Raw genomic sequence first — 22,641 nt, forward strand, 5'->3', positions numbered from 1 at the left:
ATATTTTTAATCCAGCTAGCGTTACAATACCCTCTCCCGCTAGCAATTAAAAGATTTATCAAATAACAAATCTGACCAATGGAATATTATTCAATTCATTGTAAATTTTAATAAAATACTCTCTTGAAGTTATATAAACATTTAACGTAATACTAATATATTTCCTAGACTTACTAAAATTAATATCAATTTTATCATCAAAAACAACTCTCAAATTATTTAATGATTCTATAATTTTTTTACTAAAATCATCATGATTACATCCTATTATCTTTATAGGAAAATAATTTGGATAATGACTACTAAAATTCCTCATAGCTATTTATCTAAAGAATGATTTGGAAGCTATCCATCTTTTCATATAATCTATAGATATTCGTAACAAACCAGCTTTATTTACGTTTTGCAATGAAACTATAGGGACAACTTTTAAAATATTATTATCGATAGTAAACTGTAGATTACCAACCAACTGACCTTTTTGCAAAGGAGCAATAAGAGGGTCTATACGTTCAACAATAAACTTTATATCAGATAAACGACTTCTAGGCACTGTCAACCAAACTCTATCAACAGGACCTAGATTAACTTTATCTACAGTTCCACCCCAAACTTTTGCTTTAATTTGACTTTCATTAGTTTGTTCATTTATAGAAACAGTATCAAAATTTTGAAAACCCCAATTCAATAACTTCAAGCTCTCTTCTGTTCTAGTGGATTCACTATTAGCGCCCAATAGAACAACTAACATACGCCTATCTCCACGTATAGCTGTTGCAACAAGACAATATCCGGCAGAATCTGTATACCCTGTTTTTAAACCATCAACAGAACTATCAGACCACAATAATCTATTACGATTAGTCTGCAAAATATTATTATATTTAAATTCTTTCTGTTTATAATAGTGTAGGAAATTTGAATGATCTTTAATCATTCTTATAGCCAATAAAGATAAATCCCTTGCTGTTGTTATGTGATTAGTTTCAGGTAAACCTGTAGAATTCATAAAATTACTATTGCTCATACCAAGATATTTAGCTTCTTGATTCATGAGAGCTACAAAAGAATCTTCATCACCACTAACTGACTCTGCTAAAGCTATAGAAGCATCATTACCTGACTGAACTATCACTCCCTGCAATAACTCATGAATAGACACTCTAGTTTTAGGCTCTATAAACATTCTAGATCCGCCGGTTTTCCATGCCTTATCTGATGGCACTACACTTTGATCTAAATCTAAACGTTTATCATGCAAAGCATTAAATGCTAAATATGACGTCATAATTTTTGTAAGTGAGGCTGGCTCCAATTTTACATCAGGATTGTATGATGATAAAACCTGCTCACTATTCACATCAACTACGATCCATGACTTGGCGGCTATCTTAGGAACTGGTAACCTAGAAACATCAACTACTGGTACAGCCAACCTATTAGCGTCTCCAGAAATAGATATAACAGATGTACGGTTCTCTAACTCTGTATCAGAAGAAAAAGACACACTACAGATAAAAAACGAAATGATAAAAAATGCTAATCTCAATAATAAATTCATCAGATAATTAACTTTAAAAATACATCCTAATTTTTCAAAAAACTAAAACATAATCAAAAATGTTTTAAGTATATTTATAATTACTACTATTAAAAGCTAATTTTATTACATTTTAATATGAAATAATACTAGACTTCAGATAAATAGATACCATTTCACGCAATAATAATAATTTTCCATGAAAAAAATGAGAACATGATGGAATCATAATAATTGGTATAGATCTTGGCCGAGCCCAATCCAACATTTCATTAAAAGGCACAACTTCATCTGTTTCACCATGAATTATTATGGTCTTCTCTGGAAGATGAATTTCACTAAATTGGAAACGTTGTACAGCAGAGCCAATAAGCATCAAAAACTTTATATTAAAATATTTATTATCATTATATAACTTTGAATACAATTGTGCAGCAACAGCAGATCCAAATGAAAACCCAAAAAGGAAGCAGGGCAATTCAGAAAAATCTGGATAGATAGCAATAATTTGCTGCATCAGAGCACTCATATCACTAGTCTCACCTACACCATTATCAAAAGAACCATCTGAATCACCAACACCCCTAAAATTAGGCCTGACTGCTACAATACCTTGTCTTAAACACTCTCTAGAAATCGTTGTTATTACTTTATTATTACGATTGCCACCATATAATGGGTGAGGATGTAATATCAAGGCCCAACCAAGAATTTTATGTTCAGGTAATTCAATTGCGCAATCAACTAATCCAGCAGAACCAATTAATTTCTTTATTGTTGTATTAATCAGCATAAATATAAAAGTCCAAAAACGTTGTAATTTGTATTAAAATAAAGATAAATTTACTATTTAATAAGTTTATCTCAACTTCATATGAGAGAATATCTTTTTTCATTATCTTTCTAAGAAGCAAATAAAATTTGGCATTTCTTTAGAAAATCTATAACGAATAAATAATATCTTTAATATCATCTAATTCTTTAAATTGTCAGAATTTTTACCAAGATAGTTTACATAGACATTTAAATTGCAAAAATATGTTACAAATTTTGAAAAAAAACTTACCAATGTTTCATAATATTGAGTGGACTGAATCAATAGATTCTACTAACACAAGCTTAATAAAAAAAATAAAAGCGAATTATATCAAAACACCCTATTTAGAAGGAACTAACAACCAATTTGCTGGCAGAGGAAGACAAGGAAAAAAATGGATAAGCAATAATGATCTAACATTTTCTTGTGCTTTTAATATTAAAATTCATTCTATTAATTTGCCATCAATTGCTATTGTAGCAGGAATAAGTGCTTGTGAGTCACTAAGAGAATTAGTATGTGATAATAATGCATGCCTAACACTAAAATGGCCAAATGATATTCAATGGAGCAACAAAAAAGTCTCTGGAATACTAGTAGAAACAATTAAAGATCATAAAAGAGATAATTGTTACTTTGCGATAATAGGTATAGGTATTAATTTAAATAAATCGATTGATAAGTCAACTGATCTTAATAGGCCGATAACTGATTTATCTGAAATAACTAATCAATCTATTATTAACCGTGAAAAAATTATAAAGATAATAACTACAATATCAGAATCATGGTACAAAGATATATCTATTTTGGAAAAAAATGGTTTACAAGATTTCCATGAACGATTCAAGAAAATTGATTATTTATTTGGGAAGAGAATCAAAATTGAGAAAGAAAACAAAATGATCCAAGATGGAATAGCAAATGGTATAGATCAATTTGGACATCTAACCTTGAAGACAATATCTGGTGTAAAATCATTATATCCTGATAATATATCTATTTACTATAAAAATGATTGTTCTGATTGACTCTGGTAATAGTAGAATAAAAATCGGCTGGCTAGATTATAGAATGAGCATTGCTCATCGTGAACCTCATGCCGCTATATTTGATAATTTAAATATAAAATCTCTTGGCCAATGGATTATTACCTTACCAAGAACTCCATTATATGCAATTGGGTCTAATGTAGCAGGTAAACAAAGAGAATCTATAATTACTCATGAATTAAATTCTATTGGTTGTAAAATAAAATGGATTTCTGCTGAAAAAGAACTATTAGGATTAACTAATAATTACGAACAACCATTATTATTAGGATCTGATAGATGGGCATCTATGATAGGAGTTCTATCTAGACAATCAAAAGAACACCCTCCTCTTATTGTAGCTAGTTTTGGTACTGCAACTACTATAGATATAATAAGTCCTGACAATATATTTATAGGAGGCATTATATTACCAGGAACTTTTATGATGAGACAAGCATTAACTAATGGTACTGCTAACCTACCAATGACTCATGTTAATACAACAAATTTTCCTACAGATACTGTAAAAGCAATAAATTCTGGTATCGTAGCAGCACAAACAGGAGCATTGTTACATCAATATAATGCAGCATTTAATAAATATAAACAAATACCAAAAATTTATGTTACTGGAGGAGTATGGCCAGAATTAGAAACTGAAATTCGTTCATTAATAGAGAAAAATAGATTACCTAATCAACAACCAACAAAAATTGATTATTTGGATAGACTAGTTTTAGATGGCCTAGCATGTATCGCCAAACTAGATTTTAAATAAAATCTATATAATTCCTATTACAAATAACATATCTTAAAACAAGTTGGATAATGATAATCATAAAACTTACTTCTCATTTAATTTATTATGATACCCATATATACTATGGTAGTATAATCTCCAAATACCTATCATCTGGTTGAATTTGATACTAATATTATTCCTAATAATCAGTACTCAACAACCAAGATGATTTCTTAAAAGGTACTTATAGTATATGCATAATATTATTAACTATCACTATTAATACTAATATGCAATTCTTCCAAATGATTCTCTGCTATTAATGAAGGGGCCTGTGTTAGTAAGCACTGGGCTCTTTGTGTTTTTGGAAAAGCAATAACATCTCTAATAGACTCAGAGGAAGTAAGTATAGCAACTAGTCTATCCAAACCAAAGGCAATACCTCCATGAGGAGGAGCTCCATATTGCAAAGCATCTAACAAAAAGCCAAATCTAGCTTTAGCTGTTTCCTCTGTAAAATTTAGCGCTTTAAATACTTTTTTTTGTATCTCTTCTTTATGAATACGAATAGACCCTCCTCCTATCTCCCATCCATTTAAAACCATATCATATGCTTTGGAAAATACTTTATTATAAGATCCTTCTTCTAGAAAAATCTCATGTCCATCTTTAGGACTTGTAAAAGGATGATGTATAGCAACATAACGTTTATCATTCTCATCATATTCAAACATCGGAAAGTCTACAACCCAAAGCGGTTTCCAGTCATTAGTAAACAATCCAGTATCCTTAGCAAATTTGCTATTTCCTATTTTTAATCTCAAGGCTCCAAGTGCATCATATACAATCTTACTTTTATCTGCACAAAAGAAAATAATATCACCATCTTCAGCTCCAACTCTCTCCATTAATAGATGGAGAGCACTATCACAAATATTTTTTATGATAGGTGATTGCATACCATCACGTCCATTATCAAGATTAATAATCTTAATGTAAGCTAACCCACTTGCTCCATATATACCAACAAATTTAGTATAACTATCAATATCGCTCCTAGAAATGGAAATGCCACCAGGTACTCTTAAAGCAACGACTTTACCATCAGCATCCGAAGCTACAGAAGAAAATATTTTAAAATCAACATTTCTAACAATATCTGTAACATTTGATAATTTCAAATTAATACGAAGATCAGGTTTATCTGAGCCATAACAACTCAAGGCCTCTTCCCATGAAAGCACTGGAAAAGGATCAGGTAAATCAATGTTCTTTAATATTTTAAAAATATTTCTAATCATTTTTTCAAAAATAGAACGAACCTCTTGCTCATTTGTAAATGATAATTCACAATCAATTTGGGTAAATTCAGGCTGTCTATCAGCACGTAAATCCTCATCACGAAAACATCTCGTAACTTGATAATATCTATCAAATCCAGAAACCATTAGCATTTGTTTAAACAATTGTGGAGATTGAGGTAATGCAAAAAAATGACCATCATGAACACGTGAAGGAACTAAATAATCACGCGCTCCTTCTGGAGTACTTTTTGTTAAAATAGGAGTTTCAATCTCTATAAATCCAGAGTCATCTAAAAATTTCCTGACTAACTTAGACACATTATATCTAGTCCTTAGATTTGTTTGCATTAATGGTCTTCGCAAATCTAAAACTCTGTTAGAAAGTCTTGTGGTTTCGGATAAGTTGATATCATCTAAATTAAAAGGTAATGATCTTGCTGAGTTAAAAATTTCTAATTTAACACAATTAATCTCTATATCACCTGATACTAAATCGATATTTTTTGTTCCATCAGGTCTAAATCGAACAACACCCTCTACACTAATACAATACTCATTGCGTAGTGTTTCTGCTAAAGAAAAACAAGAATTCTTGGGATCAAAAACTATTTGTATCAACCCAGTATGATCTCTCAGATCTATAAATATTACCCCTCCATGATCACGACGACGATGAACCCAACCATATAACACAATATTCTGACCAAGAAACTTATTAGAAACCTGACCGATATAGCAGCTACGCATTACAAAAACTCCATTTTATATTTATATTGACTTACAAATACTTAATCCTTAGGAGCAACTACTCCCATAGATACAATATATTTCAAAGCATTATCAACAGTTATATTCAAAGGTATGATTTCCTTTTCATTCACAATCAAAAAATAACCGGATGTAGGATTCGGTGTCGTCGGTACATAAACACTGACATATTTATCAGACAGACCAGATAATAACGAATCCTTAGGAACTCCAGTCAAAAAAGCTATTGTCCAACAAGATTCCCTAGGATATTGTATTAAAACAGCCTTCCGAAACGACTGACTCTCCGAAGACAAAATAGTATCACTAACTTGTTTAACAGAATTATATATAGAACGTACCAACGGTATACGTCCTAATATAAACTCCCAATACTTCAAAATAGTACGTCCAATCAAATTAGCGGCTAATAAACCAGTAATCCAAATCACTATAAATACTAATATCAATTGAAACCCTGGTATATTACATCCAAATAGTGACTGTGAAGATAAGAATTTAGGTACAAATGCATCGAGAATACTAACTAATAAATTTAGCACCCATAAAGTAATAACCAGGGGAACCCAAATCAATAAACCAGTAATGAAATATTTTTTTAACATGAAAAGTATCAATTTGTAAATAACTGCTTAATTATTAGATAAATCTGAAGTACTACTATTGTCATTTGGTTTTTCAGACTTTGTTACCTGCTCTTTTTCAGACTTGTTGTTTTTACTATCTCTAAAATCAGTTACATACCAACCATTTCCTTTTAACTGAAAGCTAGGAGCTGTAACTTGCTTAGAATATGAACTGCTACCACAATCTGGACACTTTTGAATAGGATTATCGTTCATTTTTTGTAAAACATCATTGACACAACCACATGTCATACATTTATAGGTGTAAATAGGCATAACAACCTCGCAGATAAATAAGACATAATTTACAAATCAAAGGTTTGATACATAAATATGTGTTTATATAAACTTACAGAAAAAAACCAAAAACATCTAAATATTATCAATATTTATAATTTATATCTTATTAAGATTGACATATAAAAAGTAATGTTAAAAAATTAATCATAGTTATAAAATAATTACATATTAATATATCATCTTGAGGTTACTAATATCTCAAATAAGAGCAAATTTAATATCAAATTGACTTTTGAAGGTCTTTTGTTTTTACAACTTAAAACAATAGCTTGTTGTAAAAAAGTTTTTACTGTTGCCTTAAATATAATTTAGCAAAATCAAAATTTTATAATTTATATAAAACAGCATCCACTTACCAAAAATTATTGTTTTATTTTTGTAAAAAAAAACAATAATAAATATATCTTATATTAATGATATTATCTTTATTAAAAGCAATAACTTTTAAATACCACTTCCAAGACATAATTTGTTAGTAATAAAAATTTTATAAATAAACAGGAGGATTTTTTGTGGCAAATACAATAAAACCTGAATTTCACTTTGCTGATAGAGCTATTAAATTAACTAGCTCTGCTATAAGAGAAATTTTGAAAGTAACAGAAAAAAAAGAAATAATATCTTTTGCTGGAGGATTACCTTCTCCTGAAGGCTTCCCAATAGAAATAGTAAAGGATGCCTTTAACAAAGTTTTAACAGAAAATGGTAAGACTGCCTTACAATATGGTACTACTGAAGGATATACACCTTTAAGACAATGGATAGCAGATGAAATGAATACATCTGGAGCTGGGATTAATATTGATCAAATACTTATAGTATCTGGATCTCAACAAGCTCTTGATCTATTAGGAAAAATACTCATAAACGAAGGCGATAAAATATTAGTTGAAAATCCAAGCTATTTAGGAGCACTACAATCTTTCGGATTATATCAACCTAAATACATACCTGTTCCAACAGATGATGGTGGGTTAATACCAGAACACATAGATGAAGAAATAGCTTCAAATGCACGTTTTTTATATGCCCTACCAAATTTTCAAAATCCAACAGGACGTACATTAAGTCTAGAAAGGCGGAAAAAATTAGTTAAAATAATGACTAATTTAAACATTCCAATAATTGAAGATGATCCTTACGGTGAATTAAGGTATAAAGGCACACCACAACCAAGTCTATTATCTTTATCAAAAGAAACAGGAGGAACAGTAATTAGACTTGGAACCTTTTCTAAAGTTCTAGCACCAGGACTAAGATTAGGCTATGTAATAGCCCCTACACCAATAATTAGAAAACTTGTCCAAGCAAAGCAAGCTTCAGACTTACATTCCCCAACATTAACACAAATGGCAGTTTACGAAGTAATTAAAGACGGCTTTTTACAAAAACATCTGCCTAATGTAAGGAATATATATCGAACTCAAGGACAATGCATGCTAAAAGCAATAGAAAAAGAATTCCCAAAAGGAGTGCAATGGACTAAACCAGAAGGTGGTATGTTTCTATGGATTACTTTACCAAAACATATAGATAGCACTAAATTACTAGAAAAAGCAATTACTAGAAACATAGCTTTCGTCACAGGAAAACCATTCTTCATTGCTCCTTCAGCAGAAGAAAACTGCACTATGAGACTAAGTTTTGCAACAGTTCCAGAAGAAAAAATAGTGGAAGGAATTTCCTTATTAGGACAATTAATCAAAGAAAATTTGTAGTTTTATTAAGATGATGCCAATCACAATAATTATTTATTAAATCAATATACTTGAAATGGTTGGCATCATTCTCTTATAACACACTATCCTTAAATTAAGAATTATCTAATTCTTAATTTAAAATCTATTTTTATAAAAAATATTGCATATTCACAAATTTGTTCATCTAATTAGATAATAATTAACCTAAGAAAAACAATATTCTTTTGCAGGAAATGTACCTTCTTTAACTTCTAATGAATATTTTTCAACTGCTTGTGAAATTTGCTCCTCCAGATTAGCGTATTTTTTTACAAATTTTGGAGAAAAATTTTTCTGCATTCCCAGAACATCATCTACTACTAATATTTGGCCATCACAAGAAGGTGAGGCACCTATTCCTATTATAGGTATACCTAATTTATTTGATATACGTTCCCCAATTACTTCTGATACACATTCTAAAACTATAGCAAATGCACCAGCTGACTCCAACAAAGTAGCATCTTCAAGAACCTTTTTAAATATATGGTCTTCTGATTTTAATGCTTTAAAACCACCTGCAATATTAAATTGCTGTGGCATTAAACCAATATGTCCCATAACAGGAATACCTCTTTGAGTTAAAAAACTAACTGTTTCAGCCATTTCAGAACCACCCTCTATTTTTACTGCTTGAGCACCTGTTTCTGACAAAATTCTAGATGCATTTTTAAATGCCTGAGATTTAGATGCCTGATAACTACCAAATGGCATATCTACTACTATACAAGAAAGTTTTGTAGACCTTACTACAGCTGAGCCATGAGCTATCATCATATCCAATGTAACAGATAACGTATTAGTAAATCCGTATACAACCATACCTACAGAATCTCCGACTAGTATTAAATCAACATGTTTATCAATAATACTAGCTATTGATGAAGTATAAGCAGACAATGACACAATTTTTTGTTTTCTTTTACAATTTTTGATAAAAACAATATTTTTTCTTAAAATTTGTGCAGACATTTCTATAAAAACTCCGAAAAATAAATATAAACTCTTTCAAAAAATTTAGAATGGAATATCATCATCCATATCTGATAAGTCATTGAATGCTTTACTTGCAATTGAAGCGCTTTGCTGTGATTTTCCTTTGTATGAATTATTTGTTTCTATCATTCCATGAGCCTCATTGTTGTTGTTGACAGAATCCTTAGAACCGAGCATCTGCATTTGATCAACAATAATCTCAGTACTATACCTATCAGTACCTGTTTCTTTATCTTGCCATTTCCTTGTTTTTAACCTTCCCTCTAGATAAACAGGTCTACCTTTTTTCAAAAATTCACCAGCAATTTCAGCTAAACGATTATATAAAACCACACGATGCCATTCTGTTTCTTCACGACGTTCTCCACTATTCCTATCCTTCCATTGTGAGGTAGTTGCAACAGACATATTACAAATCGCTGATCCCTCTGGTGTATAACGAACCTCTGGATCTCTTCCTAAATTTCCAACGATTATCACTTTATTAACTGAAGCCATACAATATATCCATCAAATATTATTAATCATAGAAATAGATTGTATCTCAGTAAACAAATACTTTAAACTCATTATTCACCAAGAATTAAATTTAAATATAATTAGATAAATACCTATAATATAAAATTATTACTAACTACACTGATTACAAAAATTCTTATTACATGGATAACATCATAATAAAAGGAGCTAGAGCTCATAATTTAAAAAATATATCTTTGAACATACCACGTAACAAAATTGTAGTTATTACAGGTGTATCAGGATCAGGCAAATCTTCTTTAGTATTCGATACAATATACGCAGAAAGCCAGAAAAAATATTTAGAATGTCTTTCAACATATTCAAGACAAATCAATAACTCACTACCAAATCCTGATATCGATGATATAGAAGGGCTATCTCCTTCTATATCATTAAAACAAAAACTATCTTTACAAAGCTCCAAATCAACTATAGGGACCGTATCAGAAATAAGCAATCATTTAAGATTATTATTCGCAAAAATTGGATTTGCAATATGTCCTAAACACAAGACAATCCTTAGGTCATATAATGCCAAAGAGATTACAAAATGGGCCTTTTCTTTAAATCCAGAAACTAAAATTATACTTCTAGCTCCACTAGATATTAATAATACAGAATCAGTAATTACAACGTTAAAAAAACAAGGTTATTTACGCCTAAGAATTAATAAACAAATTACCGAAATAGAAAAAATTCACAACCCAGAAAAAGAGCTTCTTGATAAGACAATAGAATTAGTTGTAGATAGATTAACAATCAAAGATGAAAATAAAAATCGTTTAATTTCGAGCATTGAAACAGCTTTAAAAATAGGAAACGGTCATATAATTCTAGAAACAACTCATGATAATAAAGAATTCTTTTTTTCAAATATTATAGAATGTCAAATATGCAAATACCAAGTAAAAACAATAGAACCTGGCCTATTTAGTCATAATAGTAATATTGGAGTATGTAAAACTTGTAAAGGCATTGGCTATGTTACATATATAGACCACGAATTATTGATTAATCCAGAATTAAGTCTAACAAATGGGGCAATTAATATTTTTGACAAAAACCTAATAAGAGAATTAGAAAATTTAGCATACAAATATAATTTTAATTCAAAATCTATCTTCAAAGAGTTATCAAAGAAAATACAATCTATAATCATATGGGGAGAGGATATTCATAATAATAAAAATATATTTCCGGGTATTATTAACTATCTAGAAAACCACATAGAAAAACCTAATTCTAAAATATTCTCAACAAAACTAAAAGACTATTGCAATATAAAAGAATGTCCTGAATGTAAAGGATCAAAAATTTGTATAGAAGCACGAAATATAAAATTAAGATCATCTATTAACAAGGAATCAATTGCTATTTTATCAATAGATGAAGTCGAGTCATTAAAAATATCAGAATGCATAAAATGGATAAAAGAATTACAATATAATGATTCAGATAAAGAAATAGTAAAACAAATTATACCATCGATAATAAATAAACTATCATTCTTAGAAGAATCTGGACTAGGATATTTATCTCTAAACAAAAGCATAAATAAAACCTCTAGAGGTGAAGCTCAACGCATAATGTTATTAGGTCTTATTTGCTCCAACCTTACTGGCATTACGTATTTATTAGATGAGCCATCTGCCGGTCTGCATAAGGAGGATATGATATCCATAATAAAAATCCTAGAAAAACTACGAAAACTAGGCAATAGCATAATAATAGTAGAACATGATGAAACTATCATTAAAGAATCTGATTGGATAATAGAAATAGGACCAGGGTCAGGCATTAATGGTGGCACTATTATAGCTGAAGGAACACTAGAGCATATCATAAATAACCAAAATTCAATTACAGGTTATTTTTTGAAGAAAAACAGATTTACTAGACAAAAGACAAACAATAAAATAAATAAATTTACACCTTGGCTTCAAATAGAAATTTTAGATAATTTCAATAAAATAATAAACATAGAGATACCTAATGGTTTTATAACTTGTATAACAGGAATCTCTGGATCAGGAAAATCAAATCTAGTAAATAATATATTAATTCCTACTTTTCTAAGAAAAATCAATAACAAAAATGATAATTTATATTATGAAAATCTCAAGTGCAGCGGCATAAACAATTTTAATAACATAATATATATAGATCAAAATAATATTGGAACCATATATAATAGCATTATAGCTACTTATTGTGATTTTCTAACAGACATCAGGGAATTATTTTCACAAACACCTGAAGCTAAAATTAGAGGATATAAACCTAGCAGATTTAGTTTTAACGTTAAAGGTGGCAGATGTGAAGAATGTAATGGCAATGGCACAAAAAAAATAGATATGTATTTTTTGCCTAATATACAATTAAAATGCAATATTTGTAATGGAAAACGTTACAATCATGAAACACTAGATATAACATATAGGAATTTAAACATTGCTGAAATTCTAGATCTTACCGTAGAAAAGGCCATGGACATTTTCAATGCTTTGCCGAATATAGCTAAAAAATTACAGTCTTTAATAGAAGTTGGTTTATCATACCTATGTATTGGACAAAGCCTTGCTACATTATCAGGAGGAGAGTTACAAAGACTAAAGATAGCTACAGAATTGGCTAAAAGAAGCAATGATCACACGTTATATATTTTAGATGAACCAACACTAGGTTTACATTTCAAAGATGTTGATATATTACTGAACATTCTATATAAGCTGATTGATAAAGGAAATACTATTCTTATAGTTGAACATAACTTAGATATTATAAAAAATTCAGACTGGATAATAGACTTAGAGGCTGATCACGATAGTGAAATTGGAACTAGGATAATAAATCAAGGAACACCAAAAAAAATAGCTCTATCAAAAAAAGGATATACTGCCAAATACCTCTTAGAATCCGCTACTAACAAAGATTAATCTTTAAAAACCTTATCTATTAAAAGATTTAAAACAAGATATAGCATCACGATCTGTCATACCAGATATATAATCCACAATCTGTTGATTTATATTATCAGAATCACAGTATAGAATTTCCTTTGGTAATAGTCTATGATTGTTCATATATATTTCAAATAATGTTTTAATTATATATCTACCCTTTGCAGCAGCATTTAAAACCACATCATGTCTATATAATTTTAGGTATAAGAAACTCTTTATTTCATTCAAATAGTTTTCCATTGATTCAGAAAATCTTATCATATTACATTTGACTCTTACATCATAAATATTTTTTGGACTAATTTGATGAATAATATTAGTTGAGTTACTAATAATATCCATCACTAAAATATTAATTAAACTTCTAATAGTTTCTAAAATTAAAATTTTTTCGTCAAAATCACGATATAAGTGCTTAACATCATAAAAACATTTTCCAAAAAGATATAGATCTTTCAGATCCTTTAACTCTATTAAACCATAATGCAAACCATCATCTATATCATGTGTATTGTAAGCTATCTCATCAGCATAATCTACTAATTGCGCTTCTAAGGATGGATTAGTCCCATTAATAAATCTAGCTCCAATATCTCCTAATTTTTCGGCATCTTTTTTACTACAATGTTTCAATATTCCTTCACGAGTTTCAAAACAGAGATTTAAACCATTAAAATTAATATATCTCTTTTCTAAAAGGTCCACTATTCTTAAACCTTGTAAATTATGCTCGAAACAACCTATATTCATACCCAAGCTCTGAATAGCTAAATTTATTTCCTCTTGCCCAGCATGCCCAAATGGAGCATGTCCTAAATCATGTGCTAAAGCTATAGCTTCTGATAAATCCTCCGAAAGAGACATGCTTCTAGCAATAGTTCTTGCAATTTGTGAAACTTCCAGGCTATGTGTTAAACGTGTACGGAAACAATTACTAGAATCAATATTAACAAAAACCTGAGTTTTAGAATCCAATTTTCTAAAAGCCTTGGAATGGATAATTCGATCTCTATCCCTCTGGAAATTGTTTCTATGTAAAGATCTTTCATTATTTTCAGTATATAAACGACCTTTTGTTTCTTCTGGTCTACACGCATAAGGCATTAGAATATTTGTCATTTATTTTGTTGTTTTTTCTAGAGTTATTCTTATTTTATCCTCCGAAACTTGTTTGATCAACGCATGTCCTATTCTGTCTATCAAAACAAATCTAATATTTCCCTGTGTATTTTTTTTATCAACTGACATGAGATCTATCCATTTATCAAAACCAAGATCAGGTGCAATTACTGGGCATCCTATTTTAGATACTAATGATTTAACACGATCAAGAATAGTTTTGTCTAAATCAAATACCAAAGAAGATAATAATATTGATTGAATCAAACCACACCCTACAGCTTCACCATGGAGCCATTTACCATAACCTAAACCAGATTCTATAGCATGACCAAAAGTATGCCCTAAATTGAGGATAGCACGCAAACCTGATTCTTTTTCATCTTTACTAACAACATATGATTTTAACTCACAAGAGCGTTTTATAGCATATTCTATAGAGCTCTTTTTCAAAGATAATAAATCTTGGATATTATTTTCACACCATTCCCAAAAATCTGAGTCTAATATCAACCCATATTTGATAACCTCTGATAATCCTGCTGAAACCTCCCTAGGATCCAAGGTATCAAGAACATCTACATCAACTTCTACAGAATTAGGCTGATAAAATGCACCTATCATATTTTTACCTAGAGGATGATTTATAGCTGTTTTTCCTCCAACCGAAGAATCTACTTGAGCCAATAAAGTTGTCGGAACCTGTATAAACCTAATACCCCTCATATAAACAGAAGCAGCAAAACCAGTTATATCTCCAATAACTCCACCTCCTAGTGCAAGCAAAACAGATTGACGATCTATTTTATTAGTCAAAAGAATATCAAAAATTTTGTTTAAACTCTCCCAGTTTTTATAAACCTCACCATCTGGTAATTCAATTACAAAAACTGGCAAACCAGTTTTTTGCAAAGAAGCTTTCACTCTAGATAAATATAGACCTGCAACTTTTGGATTAGTTACTATAACCACAGAAGTAGCATCTGATGGAACAGCTAGATCCAAGTGATCTAAACGACCTTGTTCAATATTAATAGGATAAGAAGCATTGGGCACATCAACATTAACGACTTTCATATAGATTTCTCATTTCTCTTTAACATCAACACTAATTCTTTTGCTATATCAATAACATTATAAAAACTAGTATCTATAATTATATCTGCAACCTCATGGTACATAGGATCACGTAATTCAAGCAAACTTTGTAATTTTAAATAAGGATCTTTAGTAGCAAGTAATGGACGATTATGATCAGAATTTGTTCTCTTAAATAGAACATCTAACTCTGCTTTTAAATATACAACAATTCCTCTGGATTTCAGAATTTGTCTATTATCTGGTGCTAAAACAGCTCCTCCTCCAGTGGCTAATACTATTCTCTCATCTAGTGAATATCTCTTCAAAAAATCAGACTCTCTTTTTCTAAATCCAGATTCACCTTCTATCTCAAAAATTAGTGGTATCTTAACCCCACAAGCCGCTTCTATTTCATAATCTAAATCTATAAATTTTCTATCCATATACTGGGCTAAACTTCTGCCAATTGTGCTTTTTCCTGCTCCCATCATTCCAACTAAAAAAATAGGCGTTTTATCGCATAGCTGTTTTGATGTAGCATAATAACCCTTAATATTTTGATGAGATTCATCAAATGATGTACTCTTTATATAATTAGATTGAAACTTTTTAGAAATATCCATATTTACGTAAATACTCTATTTAAATTTTAGAATTTATAAAATTAACTTCGAAGCAATTAGTATATCAACTAAATGAACAATAAAAAATTATCATCAAGATTATTATCAAAATCCTTGATTATAACAGCCTATTTCTTACTATGTTTAATAATACTTCTTTGTATTATATCAATTTTCACATGGCCTAAATTACCAAACCTCAATGTAATGATAGATTACAAACCACCTATTCCACTAAGAATCTATAGTGCAGATAATATATTAATCGGAGAATTTGGAGAGGAACGAAGAAAACTATTACGTTTTGATGAAATACCTGATCAAATGAAACTAGCAATACTAGCAGCTGAAGACAACCATTTCTACAAACATAAAGGAATAAATTGGCAAGGAATAATAAGAGCTAGTATTATTAATTTACGTAACATGTCAAAAACTCAAGGAGCTAGCACTATAACGATGCAAGTAGCTAGAAACTTTTATCTTTCTTCAGAAAAGACATATTCTCGCAAATTATATGAGCTATTATTAACTATAAAAATAGAAAAAGAATTAACAAAAAATCAAATTCTAGAACTATATATGAATCAAATATATCTAGGACATCATTCCTATGGTTTTGAAACAGCTTCACTAACATATCTAGGAAAACCATTATCAAAAGTAACTATAGCCGAGGCTGCTTTATTAGCAGGTATCCCAAAGGCACCTTCAATATATAATCCTATATCGAATATAACAAGAGCACAAGCCAGGAAAAAATATATTCTTGATAGAATGTTATCGCTTGGGTACATTTCTGAGTCAGAATACCAACAAGCAATTAATCAAAAAATCCATATAAAACAAACAGGAAATAAACTAACAGATTATAAAAATTATAGTGATCATATAGCAGAAACTGTAAGACAACTAATGTTCAAGGTATACAAAGAACAATTATACTCAAAGGGACTTAATGTCTATACTACGATCAGATCATTTGATCAAATAACTGCATATAATGCAGTAAGAAATGCTGTCATAAAATATACCATACAATCAAGATACAATGGTCCTGAAGCTCAATTTTCGATTAAACCACCAGATGAAAATGATACAGAAATTAAACAAAAATCTTTTAAAGAAAAACTATATAAAATATTTGACCAATATCAAGACCATAAAGAATTATTAGCATACCTAGTTATAGGTATAAATGATGAAGAAATTACATTAATCAATAGAAATCATGAGATCACTAAAATAAACGATAAAAAATCCATTGAATTAACTAAAAAACTAGATAATAATAAGAGAATAAAGATAGGTTCATTGATATATGTGTTGCATCAAGAAAATAATATAAAGAAAATTATTAACTTGCCATCAGTACAAGCAGCTTTTATTTCAATATCTCCTAAGAATGGAGCAATTATTTCCCTTATAGGTGGCTCAGATTTTTACAAAGATAATTTTAATAGAGCTACACAAGCTTGGAGACAACCTGGATCTAGCATAAAGCCTTTTATATACGCAGCTAGCCTGGAAAAAGGATTAACTCCCAATACTAAAATTTCTGATATGCCTTTTGAACTGACAGCCGAACAAACTGGTTCAAAAGCATGGAGTCCAAAAAATTATGGACATCGCTATGAAGAAATTCTCACAATGCGCCAAGGCCTTTATAAATCTAAAAATATGGTTTCAATAAGAATACTAGATTATATAGGTCCCAGTTATGCCCAAGAATATCTAACAAAATTTGGCTTTGATAAAAATCGTCACCCAGCTGTTTTATCAATGGCTTTAGGAACAGGACTGGTAACTCCATTGCAATTAACTACTGCTTTTTCCACATTTGCTAATGGTGGACATTTAATACCACCATATTTAATAGAAAAAGTTACAGATAACTCTGGACAAATTATTATGCAACATTTACCGATAGAGCCAGATAAAAGCAATCAAAGCATTGACCCTAGAACTGCTTATATTATGAATGATATGCTAAAAGGAGTAGCCACCTATGGTACTGCATCTAGAACTAATAAATTACTTAAACGCAATGACATTGCTGGAAAAACAGGAACTACTAATGATGCAATAGATGCATGGTTTTCTGGATATAATCAACAATTAGTAGCAACAGCCTGGATGGGGTTTGATTTGCCCAGATCATTAGGATTGAATGAAACAGGAGGAAGATTAGCTATGCCAATGTGGATAGATTACATGAGCAAAATTTTGAAAAATATGCCTGAAGATAAAAATACTGTTATGCCAGAAGGAATCTTGAATGCTAAAAATAATTTCTATTTTAAAGAATTCCCTCCAGGCCAAGCAATTTCTGAAATCTTATCTAAAAATCCAATTTCATTAAAAAACAATAAATTGATAAATTAACTTCCTAATAACTATAAACTATAATTTAAGTACAAAATCTCTGCCAATAATATTGGAACAAATTTCAGATAATTTTAGATCGAAATCCTGACCTCCTCTTTTATCTTTCCATTTATAACCATCATAAAAATAGTGAAAACCTCCGTTTTTAACGGTTGCAAGCCAAAGTTCTTGTAGATAAACTTGTCCTGTTATTACTATATAATCAAAATTATCAAACTTTACGTTCAAAATTAATCCATTTAAATCTGTATCTATGTCTATATCATAATTTAAAAGATCATCTATCTGGTCACTAACAGCATTTAGAGTTTTGCCAAATAAGTCTATAAATTCAAAATCTGTCATGCTATCTTTACGCTCAAAGTTAATATATATAAAATCACATGAAAATAATATTAAGAGATATAATACAAGTATATAATATAATTTTTTCTTAAAACATAGTAACCCATTATGATATCTAAAAATAGATTAAATAAGTTAATAATGATATTTTTAGTTTGTTTCCTTGTAAGCTCTTGTGGATATAAAGGAAATCTCTGTGAGACTAGTAAATTACAAAAATTTTCACAAGAAAATTTTCATAATATAAATGAAACACCTCATTATTAATAAATAATTTCTCTAAATTGAATTATGACTAATAAAATTAAAACCCCTTATTTAAAAATAAAAAATAACATATTACACCTGGAAGATGTTAATCTAGAACTTTTATCTCAAAAAATTGGAACTCCCTTGTACGTTTACTCAAGAGCAAGCCTCAAGGACTCTTGGAACAGATACTATAACGCCATCAAAAATAATAATGCTATGGTCTGTTATGGTATGAAAGCTAACTCTAACCTTGCTATTTTGAAGGAATTTGTTAACCTGGGCTCTGGATTTGATATAGTATCTGGCGGAGAACTTGAAAGGGTATTATCTGTTGGAGGTGATCCTAAGAAAATAGTTTTTTCAGGTGTTGGAAAACAAGAATGGGAAATAAAAAATGCCCTCAAATCTGGTATAAAATGTTTCAATATTGAATCAGAAGCAGAATTATATAAAATATCACAAATAGCTGATGAATTAAAGATAATAGCACCAATATCACTTAGAGTTAATCCTGATGTTGACGCCAAAACCCACCCATATATATCAACAGGATTAAAAGAAAACAAATTTGGCATTGCTTTTAAAAATGCTTTTGATTGCTATAAAATTGCTTCATCATTACCTTTTATCAAAATAATAGGTATAGATTGCCACATAGGTTCACAGCTAACAGAAATTTCTCCTTTCTCAGCCGCTTTAGAAAAAATAATTCCACTTATACAAAATTTAATTGAAAATAATATTAATATTAAACATGTAGATATTGGTGGCGGTTTAGGCATCACATATAAAGATGAGATTGTACCAGACCCAAAAGATATTGTAGATACTGCCCGTTCTAAATTAAAAGAAGCAAATTTGAATCATCTAGAATTGATATTGGAACCAGGACGTTCTTTAATTGGCAACTCAGGAATACTTTTAACAAAAATTTTATATTTAAAACACTCTGATGATAAAAATTTTATTATAGTAGATGCTGCTATGAATGATTTAATAAGACCAGCTTTATATCAATCGTATCATGAAATTCAACAAGTCCAATCAAGAAGTGGTCAAGCTAAAGAATATGATATAGTTGGTCCTGTATGTGAAAGTGCTGACTGGCTTGCAAAAAATAGATTTCTTACCGTCAAAGAAAATGATCTTCTAGTTATAGAATCAGCTGGAGCTTATTGTACTACTATGGCTAGCAATTATAATTCTAGAGTTAGACCTGCAGAAGTAATAGTAGATGGTTCAAGATTCTATGTTATTAAAAATAGAGAAAAATTATCAGACATTCTAGAATTAGAAACAACAATTTAATCACTAAAAACAAGACTTTTTCATAAAGTCTTGTTTATGAATAAAGAACAAAAACCAGTGTCATTACTACATACAGCTTTCTTTTACAGTTCTGCCTACAAAACAAATCAATTACCAATAGAAGGTATTCCAGAAATATGTTTTCTTGGTAGATCTAACTCCGGCAAATCATCGGCTATAAATTTAATAACCAATAAAAAGAAACTAGCCTTCTCTAGCAAAACACCAGGAAGAACTAGATTGATAAATATGTTTGCATTAAAGCAAACTATTAATTCTAACATATGCGGATATCTAGTAGATTTACCTGGTTATGGATATTCGAATTTACCAAATTCAGAACAAAAAAATTTAGAAATCACAATAATTAACTACATTCAAAATAGAAAATCCATAAGAGGTTTTATTCTATTACTAGATATAAGACGCGGTATTACTAATCTAGATAGATATCTAATAGATTTAATAGAACCATTAAACAAAACTATAATAATATTACTTACTAAAGTAGATAAATTAAATCACGAACAAGTCATTAAAACAAAAAAATATATAGAACAAAATCTAAGTTTTATAAAAAAACCTTTTGAAGTAATTAGCTTCTCTGCCACTAAAAAAATAGGCATAACAGAAACAACTACTTCGATTGAAAAATTAATATTGAATAACAAAGAAATAATATTATGACATCCAAACAAATTACCTCAGGCTATTTTCCTAATACAAGACTAAGAAGATTAAGAAATAAAAATTTTTCACGAAGACTAATTTCAGAAACAAGTATTTCAGTAAATGACCTAATATTTCCAATATTTATAATAGATGGCATAAATATAAAACAAGCTATTCCTTCTATGCCTGGAATCTATAGGTATTCAATTGATCAAGCATTATATATCGCTGAAGAATGCATAAACTTAGGAATTCCTGCAATTGCACTATTTCCTGTTATTGATTCTAATTTGAAAAAAAGTAATGGTATCGAATCTATTAATCCAGATGGCATTATTCCTAAATGCATAAAAGAAATAAAGAAACGCTTCCCAGAATTAGGTGTTATGACTGATGTCGCATTAGATCCTTATACTTCTCATGGACAAGATGGAATAATAGATGATAGTGGGTATGTTATAAATGATACTACTGTTGAAATGTTAGTAAAACAAGCACTGATTCAAGCCAATGCTGGAGCAGATATAATCGCACCAAGTGATATGATGGATGGCAGAATTGGTACTATAAGACATAGTCTTGAGTTAAACAACCATATTAATACTCTTATTATGGCTTACTCTGCGAAATATGCTAGTGCTTTTTATGGTCCTTTTAGAGACGCAATAGGGTCAACGAACAATTTAAAAAACTCAACAAAATTAAATTATCAAATGCATCCAGGTAACTCAAATGAAGCAATAAGAGAGGTTTTTCTCGATATTAAAGAAGGAGCTGATATGGTGATGGTAAAACCAGGTATGCCATATCTTGATATATTATATAGAGTAAAAGAAAAATTCGAAATGCCAACTTTTATTTATCAAGTTAGTGGAGAATATTCCATGTTAAAATCAGCTATAAACAATGGTTGGCTTGATAATAATAAAACAATAATAGAAACAATGATAGGATTTAAAAGAGCTGGAGCAGATGGAGTTATTACATATTTTGCTTTAGAAATAGCAAAATTGATTAAACATAACAACTTCATTTAAATACTATTAAAAACAAACAAACTAAGAGATTGTTTACAACCTCTTAGTTTAAATTTCCATACAAATATTATTTATTTAGATATAGTAGAACTATTATCCGATCTATCTACCATTTCCATAAAAGCCATTGGTGCATTATCACCTTGACGGAATCCCATTTTTAAAATTCTAGTATATCCACCTGGTCTATTAAGATAACGAGGACCAATATCAGCAAATAACTTAACAACAGCTTCACGATCTCTTAAACGAGCAAAAGCTCTACGTTTATTTGCTAAAGTTGGACTTTTACCTAATGTAATCAAAGGCTCTATAACATGACGTAATTCTTTAGCCTTTGGCAAAGTAGTCTTAATTGCTTCACAATTAATTAGGGAAACTGCCATATTGCGAAACATAGCAAGACGATGACTACTAGTGCGATTCAGCTTACGCAACCCATTAGCATGGCGCATAATAAATTTCC

General features: G+C 29.8%; 21 protein-coding genes. 8 read left to right on the top strand and 13 right to left on the bottom strand.

The features are described 5' to 3' along the window. Positions 1 to 58: 58 nt before the first annotated feature. The 3 genes from I1N47_03545 to I1N47_03555 form a co-directional block, all read right to left on the bottom strand. Positions 59 to 316, bottom strand: coding sequence for a DUF493 domain-containing protein (locus tag I1N47_03545; GenBank protein ID WBF65491.1), 258 nt, complete (start codon positions 314 to 316; stop codon positions 59 to 61). Between the two features lie 6 nt (positions 317 to 322). After that, positions 323 to 1,561: a D-alanyl-D-alanine carboxypeptidase gene (locus I1N47_03550; protein ID WBF65492.1), complete on the bottom strand. Its 1,239-nt coding sequence runs from the start codon at positions 1,559 to 1,561 to the stop codon at positions 323 to 325. A 112-nt stretch (positions 1,562 to 1,673) separates the two neighbouring features. Next, positions 1,674 to 2,333, bottom strand: a complete 660-nt coding sequence (locus I1N47_03555) for an alpha/beta hydrolase (GenBank protein WBF65493.1) — start codon at positions 2,331 to 2,333, stop codon at positions 1,674 to 1,676. A 245-nt stretch (positions 2,334 to 2,578) separates the two neighbouring features. On the opposite strand from I1N47_03555, the gene I1N47_03560 reads away from it, so the two are divergent. Together I1N47_03560 and I1N47_03565 are read left to right on the top strand one after the other, a co-directional pair. Beyond that, positions 2,579 to 3,388, top strand: coding sequence for a biotin--[acetyl-CoA-carboxylase] ligase (locus tag I1N47_03560; GenBank protein ID WBF65494.1), 810 nt, complete (start codon positions 2,579 to 2,581; stop codon positions 3,386 to 3,388). Further along, entirely contained in the window at positions 3,372 to 4,169 is a 798-nt protein-coding gene (locus I1N47_03565; GenBank protein WBF65495.1) for a type III pantothenate kinase, read from the top strand. The genes I1N47_03560 and I1N47_03565 overlap by 17 nt, the downstream gene beginning before the upstream one ends. Positions 4,170 to 4,399: 230 nt before the next feature. On the opposite strand, the gene aspS is transcribed toward I1N47_03565, so the two are convergent. Genes aspS through I1N47_03580 form a run of 3 tightly spaced genes read right to left on the bottom strand, consistent with a single transcriptional unit; the run spans position 4,400 to position 7,107 of the window. Then, positions 4,400 to 6,184: an aspartate--tRNA ligase gene (aspS, locus tag I1N47_03570; protein WBF65496.1), complete on the bottom strand. Its 1,785-nt coding sequence runs from the start codon at positions 6,182 to 6,184 to the stop codon at positions 4,400 to 4,402. Between the two features lie 41 nt (positions 6,185 to 6,225). Then, positions 6,226 to 6,810 (bottom strand): DUF502 domain-containing protein, encoded by a 585-nt coding sequence (locus I1N47_03575; GenBank protein WBF65497.1) that lies wholly within the window; start codon positions 6,808 to 6,810, stop codon positions 6,226 to 6,228. Positions 6,811 to 6,837: 27 nt separating this feature from the next. Continuing rightward, positions 6,838 to 7,107: a zinc ribbon domain-containing protein gene (locus I1N47_03580; protein ID WBF65498.1), complete on the bottom strand. Its 270-nt coding sequence runs from the start codon at positions 7,105 to 7,107 to the stop codon at positions 6,838 to 6,840. Positions 7,108 to 7,643: 536 nt separating this feature from the next. Between I1N47_03580 and I1N47_03585 the strand changes: the two genes are divergently transcribed. Beyond that, on the top strand, positions 7,644 to 8,849 hold the full coding sequence (locus I1N47_03585; protein ID WBF65499.1) for a PLP-dependent aminotransferase family protein: 1,206 nt from the start codon (positions 7,644 to 7,646) through the stop codon (positions 8,847 to 8,849). A gap of 186 nt (positions 8,850 to 9,035) precedes the next feature. On the opposite strand, the gene panB is transcribed toward I1N47_03585, so the two are convergent. Together panB and ssb are read right to left on the bottom strand one after the other, a co-directional pair. Further along, positions 9,036 to 9,842, bottom strand: a complete 807-nt coding sequence (panB, locus tag I1N47_03590; protein ID WBF65500.1) for a 3-methyl-2-oxobutanoate hydroxymethyltransferase — start codon at positions 9,840 to 9,842, stop codon at positions 9,036 to 9,038. A gap of 45 nt (positions 9,843 to 9,887) precedes the next feature. Next, positions 9,888 to 10,364: a single-stranded DNA-binding protein gene (ssb, locus tag I1N47_03595; GenBank protein WBF65501.1), complete on the bottom strand. Its 477-nt coding sequence runs from the start codon at positions 10,362 to 10,364 to the stop codon at positions 9,888 to 9,890. 164 nt (positions 10,365 to 10,528) lie between these two features. Here ssb and uvrA point away from each other — a divergent pair, with 164 nt between their 5' ends. Continuing rightward, a complete protein-coding gene (gene uvrA / locus I1N47_03600; protein WBF65502.1) occupies positions 10,529 to 13,324 on the top strand; it encodes an excinuclease ABC subunit UvrA in 2,796 nt (931 codons plus the stop codon). Between the two features lie 12 nt (positions 13,325 to 13,336). On the opposite strand, the gene I1N47_03605 is transcribed toward uvrA, so the two are convergent. From I1N47_03605 to I1N47_03615, 3 genes are read right to left on the bottom strand one after another with little or no spacing between them, the layout of a single operon-like run. Continuing rightward, the gene (locus I1N47_03605) at positions 13,337 to 14,470 is read right to left on the bottom strand and encodes a deoxyguanosinetriphosphate triphosphohydrolase (protein WBF65503.1); all 1,134 of its coding nucleotides are present in this window, start codon (positions 14,468 to 14,470) and stop codon (positions 13,337 to 13,339) included. Further along, the gene (gene aroB, locus I1N47_03610; protein ID WBF65504.1) at positions 14,471 to 15,547 is read right to left on the bottom strand and encodes a 3-dehydroquinate synthase; all 1,077 of its coding nucleotides are present in this window, start codon (positions 15,545 to 15,547) and stop codon (positions 14,471 to 14,473) included. Next, a complete protein-coding gene (locus tag I1N47_03615) occupies positions 15,544 to 16,173 on the bottom strand; it encodes a shikimate kinase (GenBank protein WBF65505.1) in 630 nt (209 codons plus the stop codon). The genes aroB and I1N47_03615 overlap by 4 nt, the downstream gene beginning before the upstream one ends. Positions 16,174 to 16,245: 72 nt before the next feature. Between I1N47_03615 and I1N47_03620 the strand changes: the two genes are divergently transcribed. Further along, positions 16,246 to 18,558, top strand: a complete 2,313-nt coding sequence (locus tag I1N47_03620; GenBank protein ID WBF65506.1) for a PBP1A family penicillin-binding protein — start codon at positions 16,246 to 16,248, stop codon at positions 18,556 to 18,558. A gap of 18 nt (positions 18,559 to 18,576) precedes the next feature. On the opposite strand, the gene cyaY is transcribed toward I1N47_03620, so the two are convergent. Continuing rightward, complete coding sequence (gene cyaY, locus I1N47_03625; protein ID WBF65507.1) at positions 18,577 to 18,906, bottom strand: iron donor protein CyaY; 330 nt, start codon at positions 18,904 to 18,906, stop codon at positions 18,577 to 18,579. A gap of 291 nt (positions 18,907 to 19,197) precedes the next feature. Here cyaY and lysA point away from each other — a divergent pair, with 291 nt between their 5' ends. The 3 genes from lysA to hemB are packed head-to-tail and all read left to right on the top strand — an operon-like array spanning position 19,198 to position 22,175. Then, the gene (gene lysA, locus I1N47_03630; protein WBF65508.1) at positions 19,198 to 20,466 is read left to right on the top strand and encodes a diaminopimelate decarboxylase; all 1,269 of its coding nucleotides are present in this window, start codon (positions 19,198 to 19,200) and stop codon (positions 20,464 to 20,466) included. Positions 20,467 to 20,523: 57 nt separating this feature from the next. Next, on the top strand, positions 20,524 to 21,153 hold the full coding sequence (locus tag I1N47_03635) for a YihA family ribosome biogenesis GTP-binding protein (GenBank protein ID WBF65921.1): 630 nt from the start codon (positions 20,524 to 20,526) through the stop codon (positions 21,151 to 21,153). Then, the gene (gene hemB / locus I1N47_03640; protein ID WBF65509.1) at positions 21,150 to 22,175 is read left to right on the top strand and encodes a porphobilinogen synthase; all 1,026 of its coding nucleotides are present in this window, start codon (positions 21,150 to 21,152) and stop codon (positions 22,173 to 22,175) included. The genes I1N47_03635 and hemB overlap by 4 nt, the downstream gene beginning before the upstream one ends. Before the next feature lie 71 nt (positions 22,176 to 22,246). Here hemB and rplQ read toward each other — a convergent pair whose 3' ends face one another. Beyond that, the gene (gene rplQ, locus I1N47_03645; protein WBF65510.1) at positions 22,247 to 22,630 is read right to left on the bottom strand and encodes a 50S ribosomal protein L17; all 384 of its coding nucleotides are present in this window, start codon (positions 22,628 to 22,630) and stop codon (positions 22,247 to 22,249) included. Positions 22,631 to 22,641 lie beyond the last annotated feature (11 nt).

Origin of the sequence: Candidatus Kinetoplastibacterium crithidii (assembly GCA_027557655.1) — a bacterium.
Lineage (GTDB): Bacteria > Pseudomonadota > Gammaproteobacteria > Burkholderiales > Burkholderiaceae_B > Kinetoplastidibacterium > Kinetoplastidibacterium crithidii_C.

Coding starts and splice junctions, on each gene's coding strand:
- I1N47_03545 (WBF65491.1), bottom strand. CDS start 316: ATGAGGAATTTTAGTAGTCATTATCCAAATTATTTTCCTATAAAGATA.
- I1N47_03550 (WBF65492.1), bottom strand. CDS start 1,561: ATGAATTTATTATTGAGATTAGCATTTTTTATCATTTCGTTTTTTATC.
- I1N47_03555 (WBF65493.1), bottom strand. CDS start 2,333: ATGCTGATTAATACAACAATAAAGAAATTAATTGGTTCTGCTGGATTA.
- I1N47_03560 (WBF65494.1), top strand. CDS start 2,579: ATGTTACAAATTTTGAAAAAAAACTTACCAATGTTTCATAATATTGAG.
- I1N47_03565 (WBF65495.1), top strand. CDS start 3,372: ATGATTGTTCTGATTGACTCTGGTAATAGTAGAATAAAAATCGGCTGG.
- aspS (WBF65496.1), bottom strand. CDS start 6,184: ATGCGTAGCTGCTATATCGGTCAGGTTTCTAATAAGTTTCTTGGTCAG.
- I1N47_03575 (WBF65497.1), bottom strand. CDS start 6,810: ATGTTAAAAAAATATTTCATTACTGGTTTATTGATTTGGGTTCCCCTG.
- I1N47_03580 (WBF65498.1), bottom strand. CDS start 7,107: ATGCCTATTTACACCTATAAATGTATGACATGTGGTTGTGTCAATGAT.
- panB (WBF65500.1), bottom strand. CDS start 9,842: ATGTCTGCACAAATTTTAAGAAAAAATATTGTTTTTATCAAAAATTGT.
- ssb (WBF65501.1), bottom strand. CDS start 10,364: ATGGCTTCAGTTAATAAAGTGATAATCGTTGGAAATTTAGGAAGAGAT.
- uvrA (WBF65502.1), top strand. CDS start 10,529: ATGGATAACATCATAATAAAAGGAGCTAGAGCTCATAATTTAAAAAAT.
- I1N47_03605 (WBF65503.1), bottom strand. CDS start 14,470: ATGACAAATATTCTAATGCCTTATGCGTGTAGACCAGAAGAAACAAAA.
- aroB (WBF65504.1), bottom strand. CDS start 15,547: ATGAAAGTCGTTAATGTTGATGTGCCCAATGCTTCTTATCCTATTAAT.
- I1N47_03615 (WBF65505.1), bottom strand. CDS start 16,173: ATGGATATTTCTAAAAAGTTTCAATCTAATTATATAAAGAGTACATCA.
- I1N47_03620 (WBF65506.1), top strand. CDS start 16,246: ATGAACAATAAAAAATTATCATCAAGATTATTATCAAAATCCTTGATT.
- cyaY (WBF65507.1), bottom strand. CDS start 18,906: ATGACAGATTTTGAATTTATAGACTTATTTGGCAAAACTCTAAATGCT.
- lysA (WBF65508.1), top strand. CDS start 19,198: ATGACTAATAAAATTAAAACCCCTTATTTAAAAATAAAAAATAACATA.
- hemB (WBF65509.1), top strand. CDS start 21,150: ATGACATCCAAACAAATTACCTCAGGCTATTTTCCTAATACAAGACTA.
- rplQ (WBF65510.1), bottom strand. CDS start 22,630: ATGCGCCATGCTAATGGGTTGCGTAAGCTGAATCGCACTAGTAGTCAT.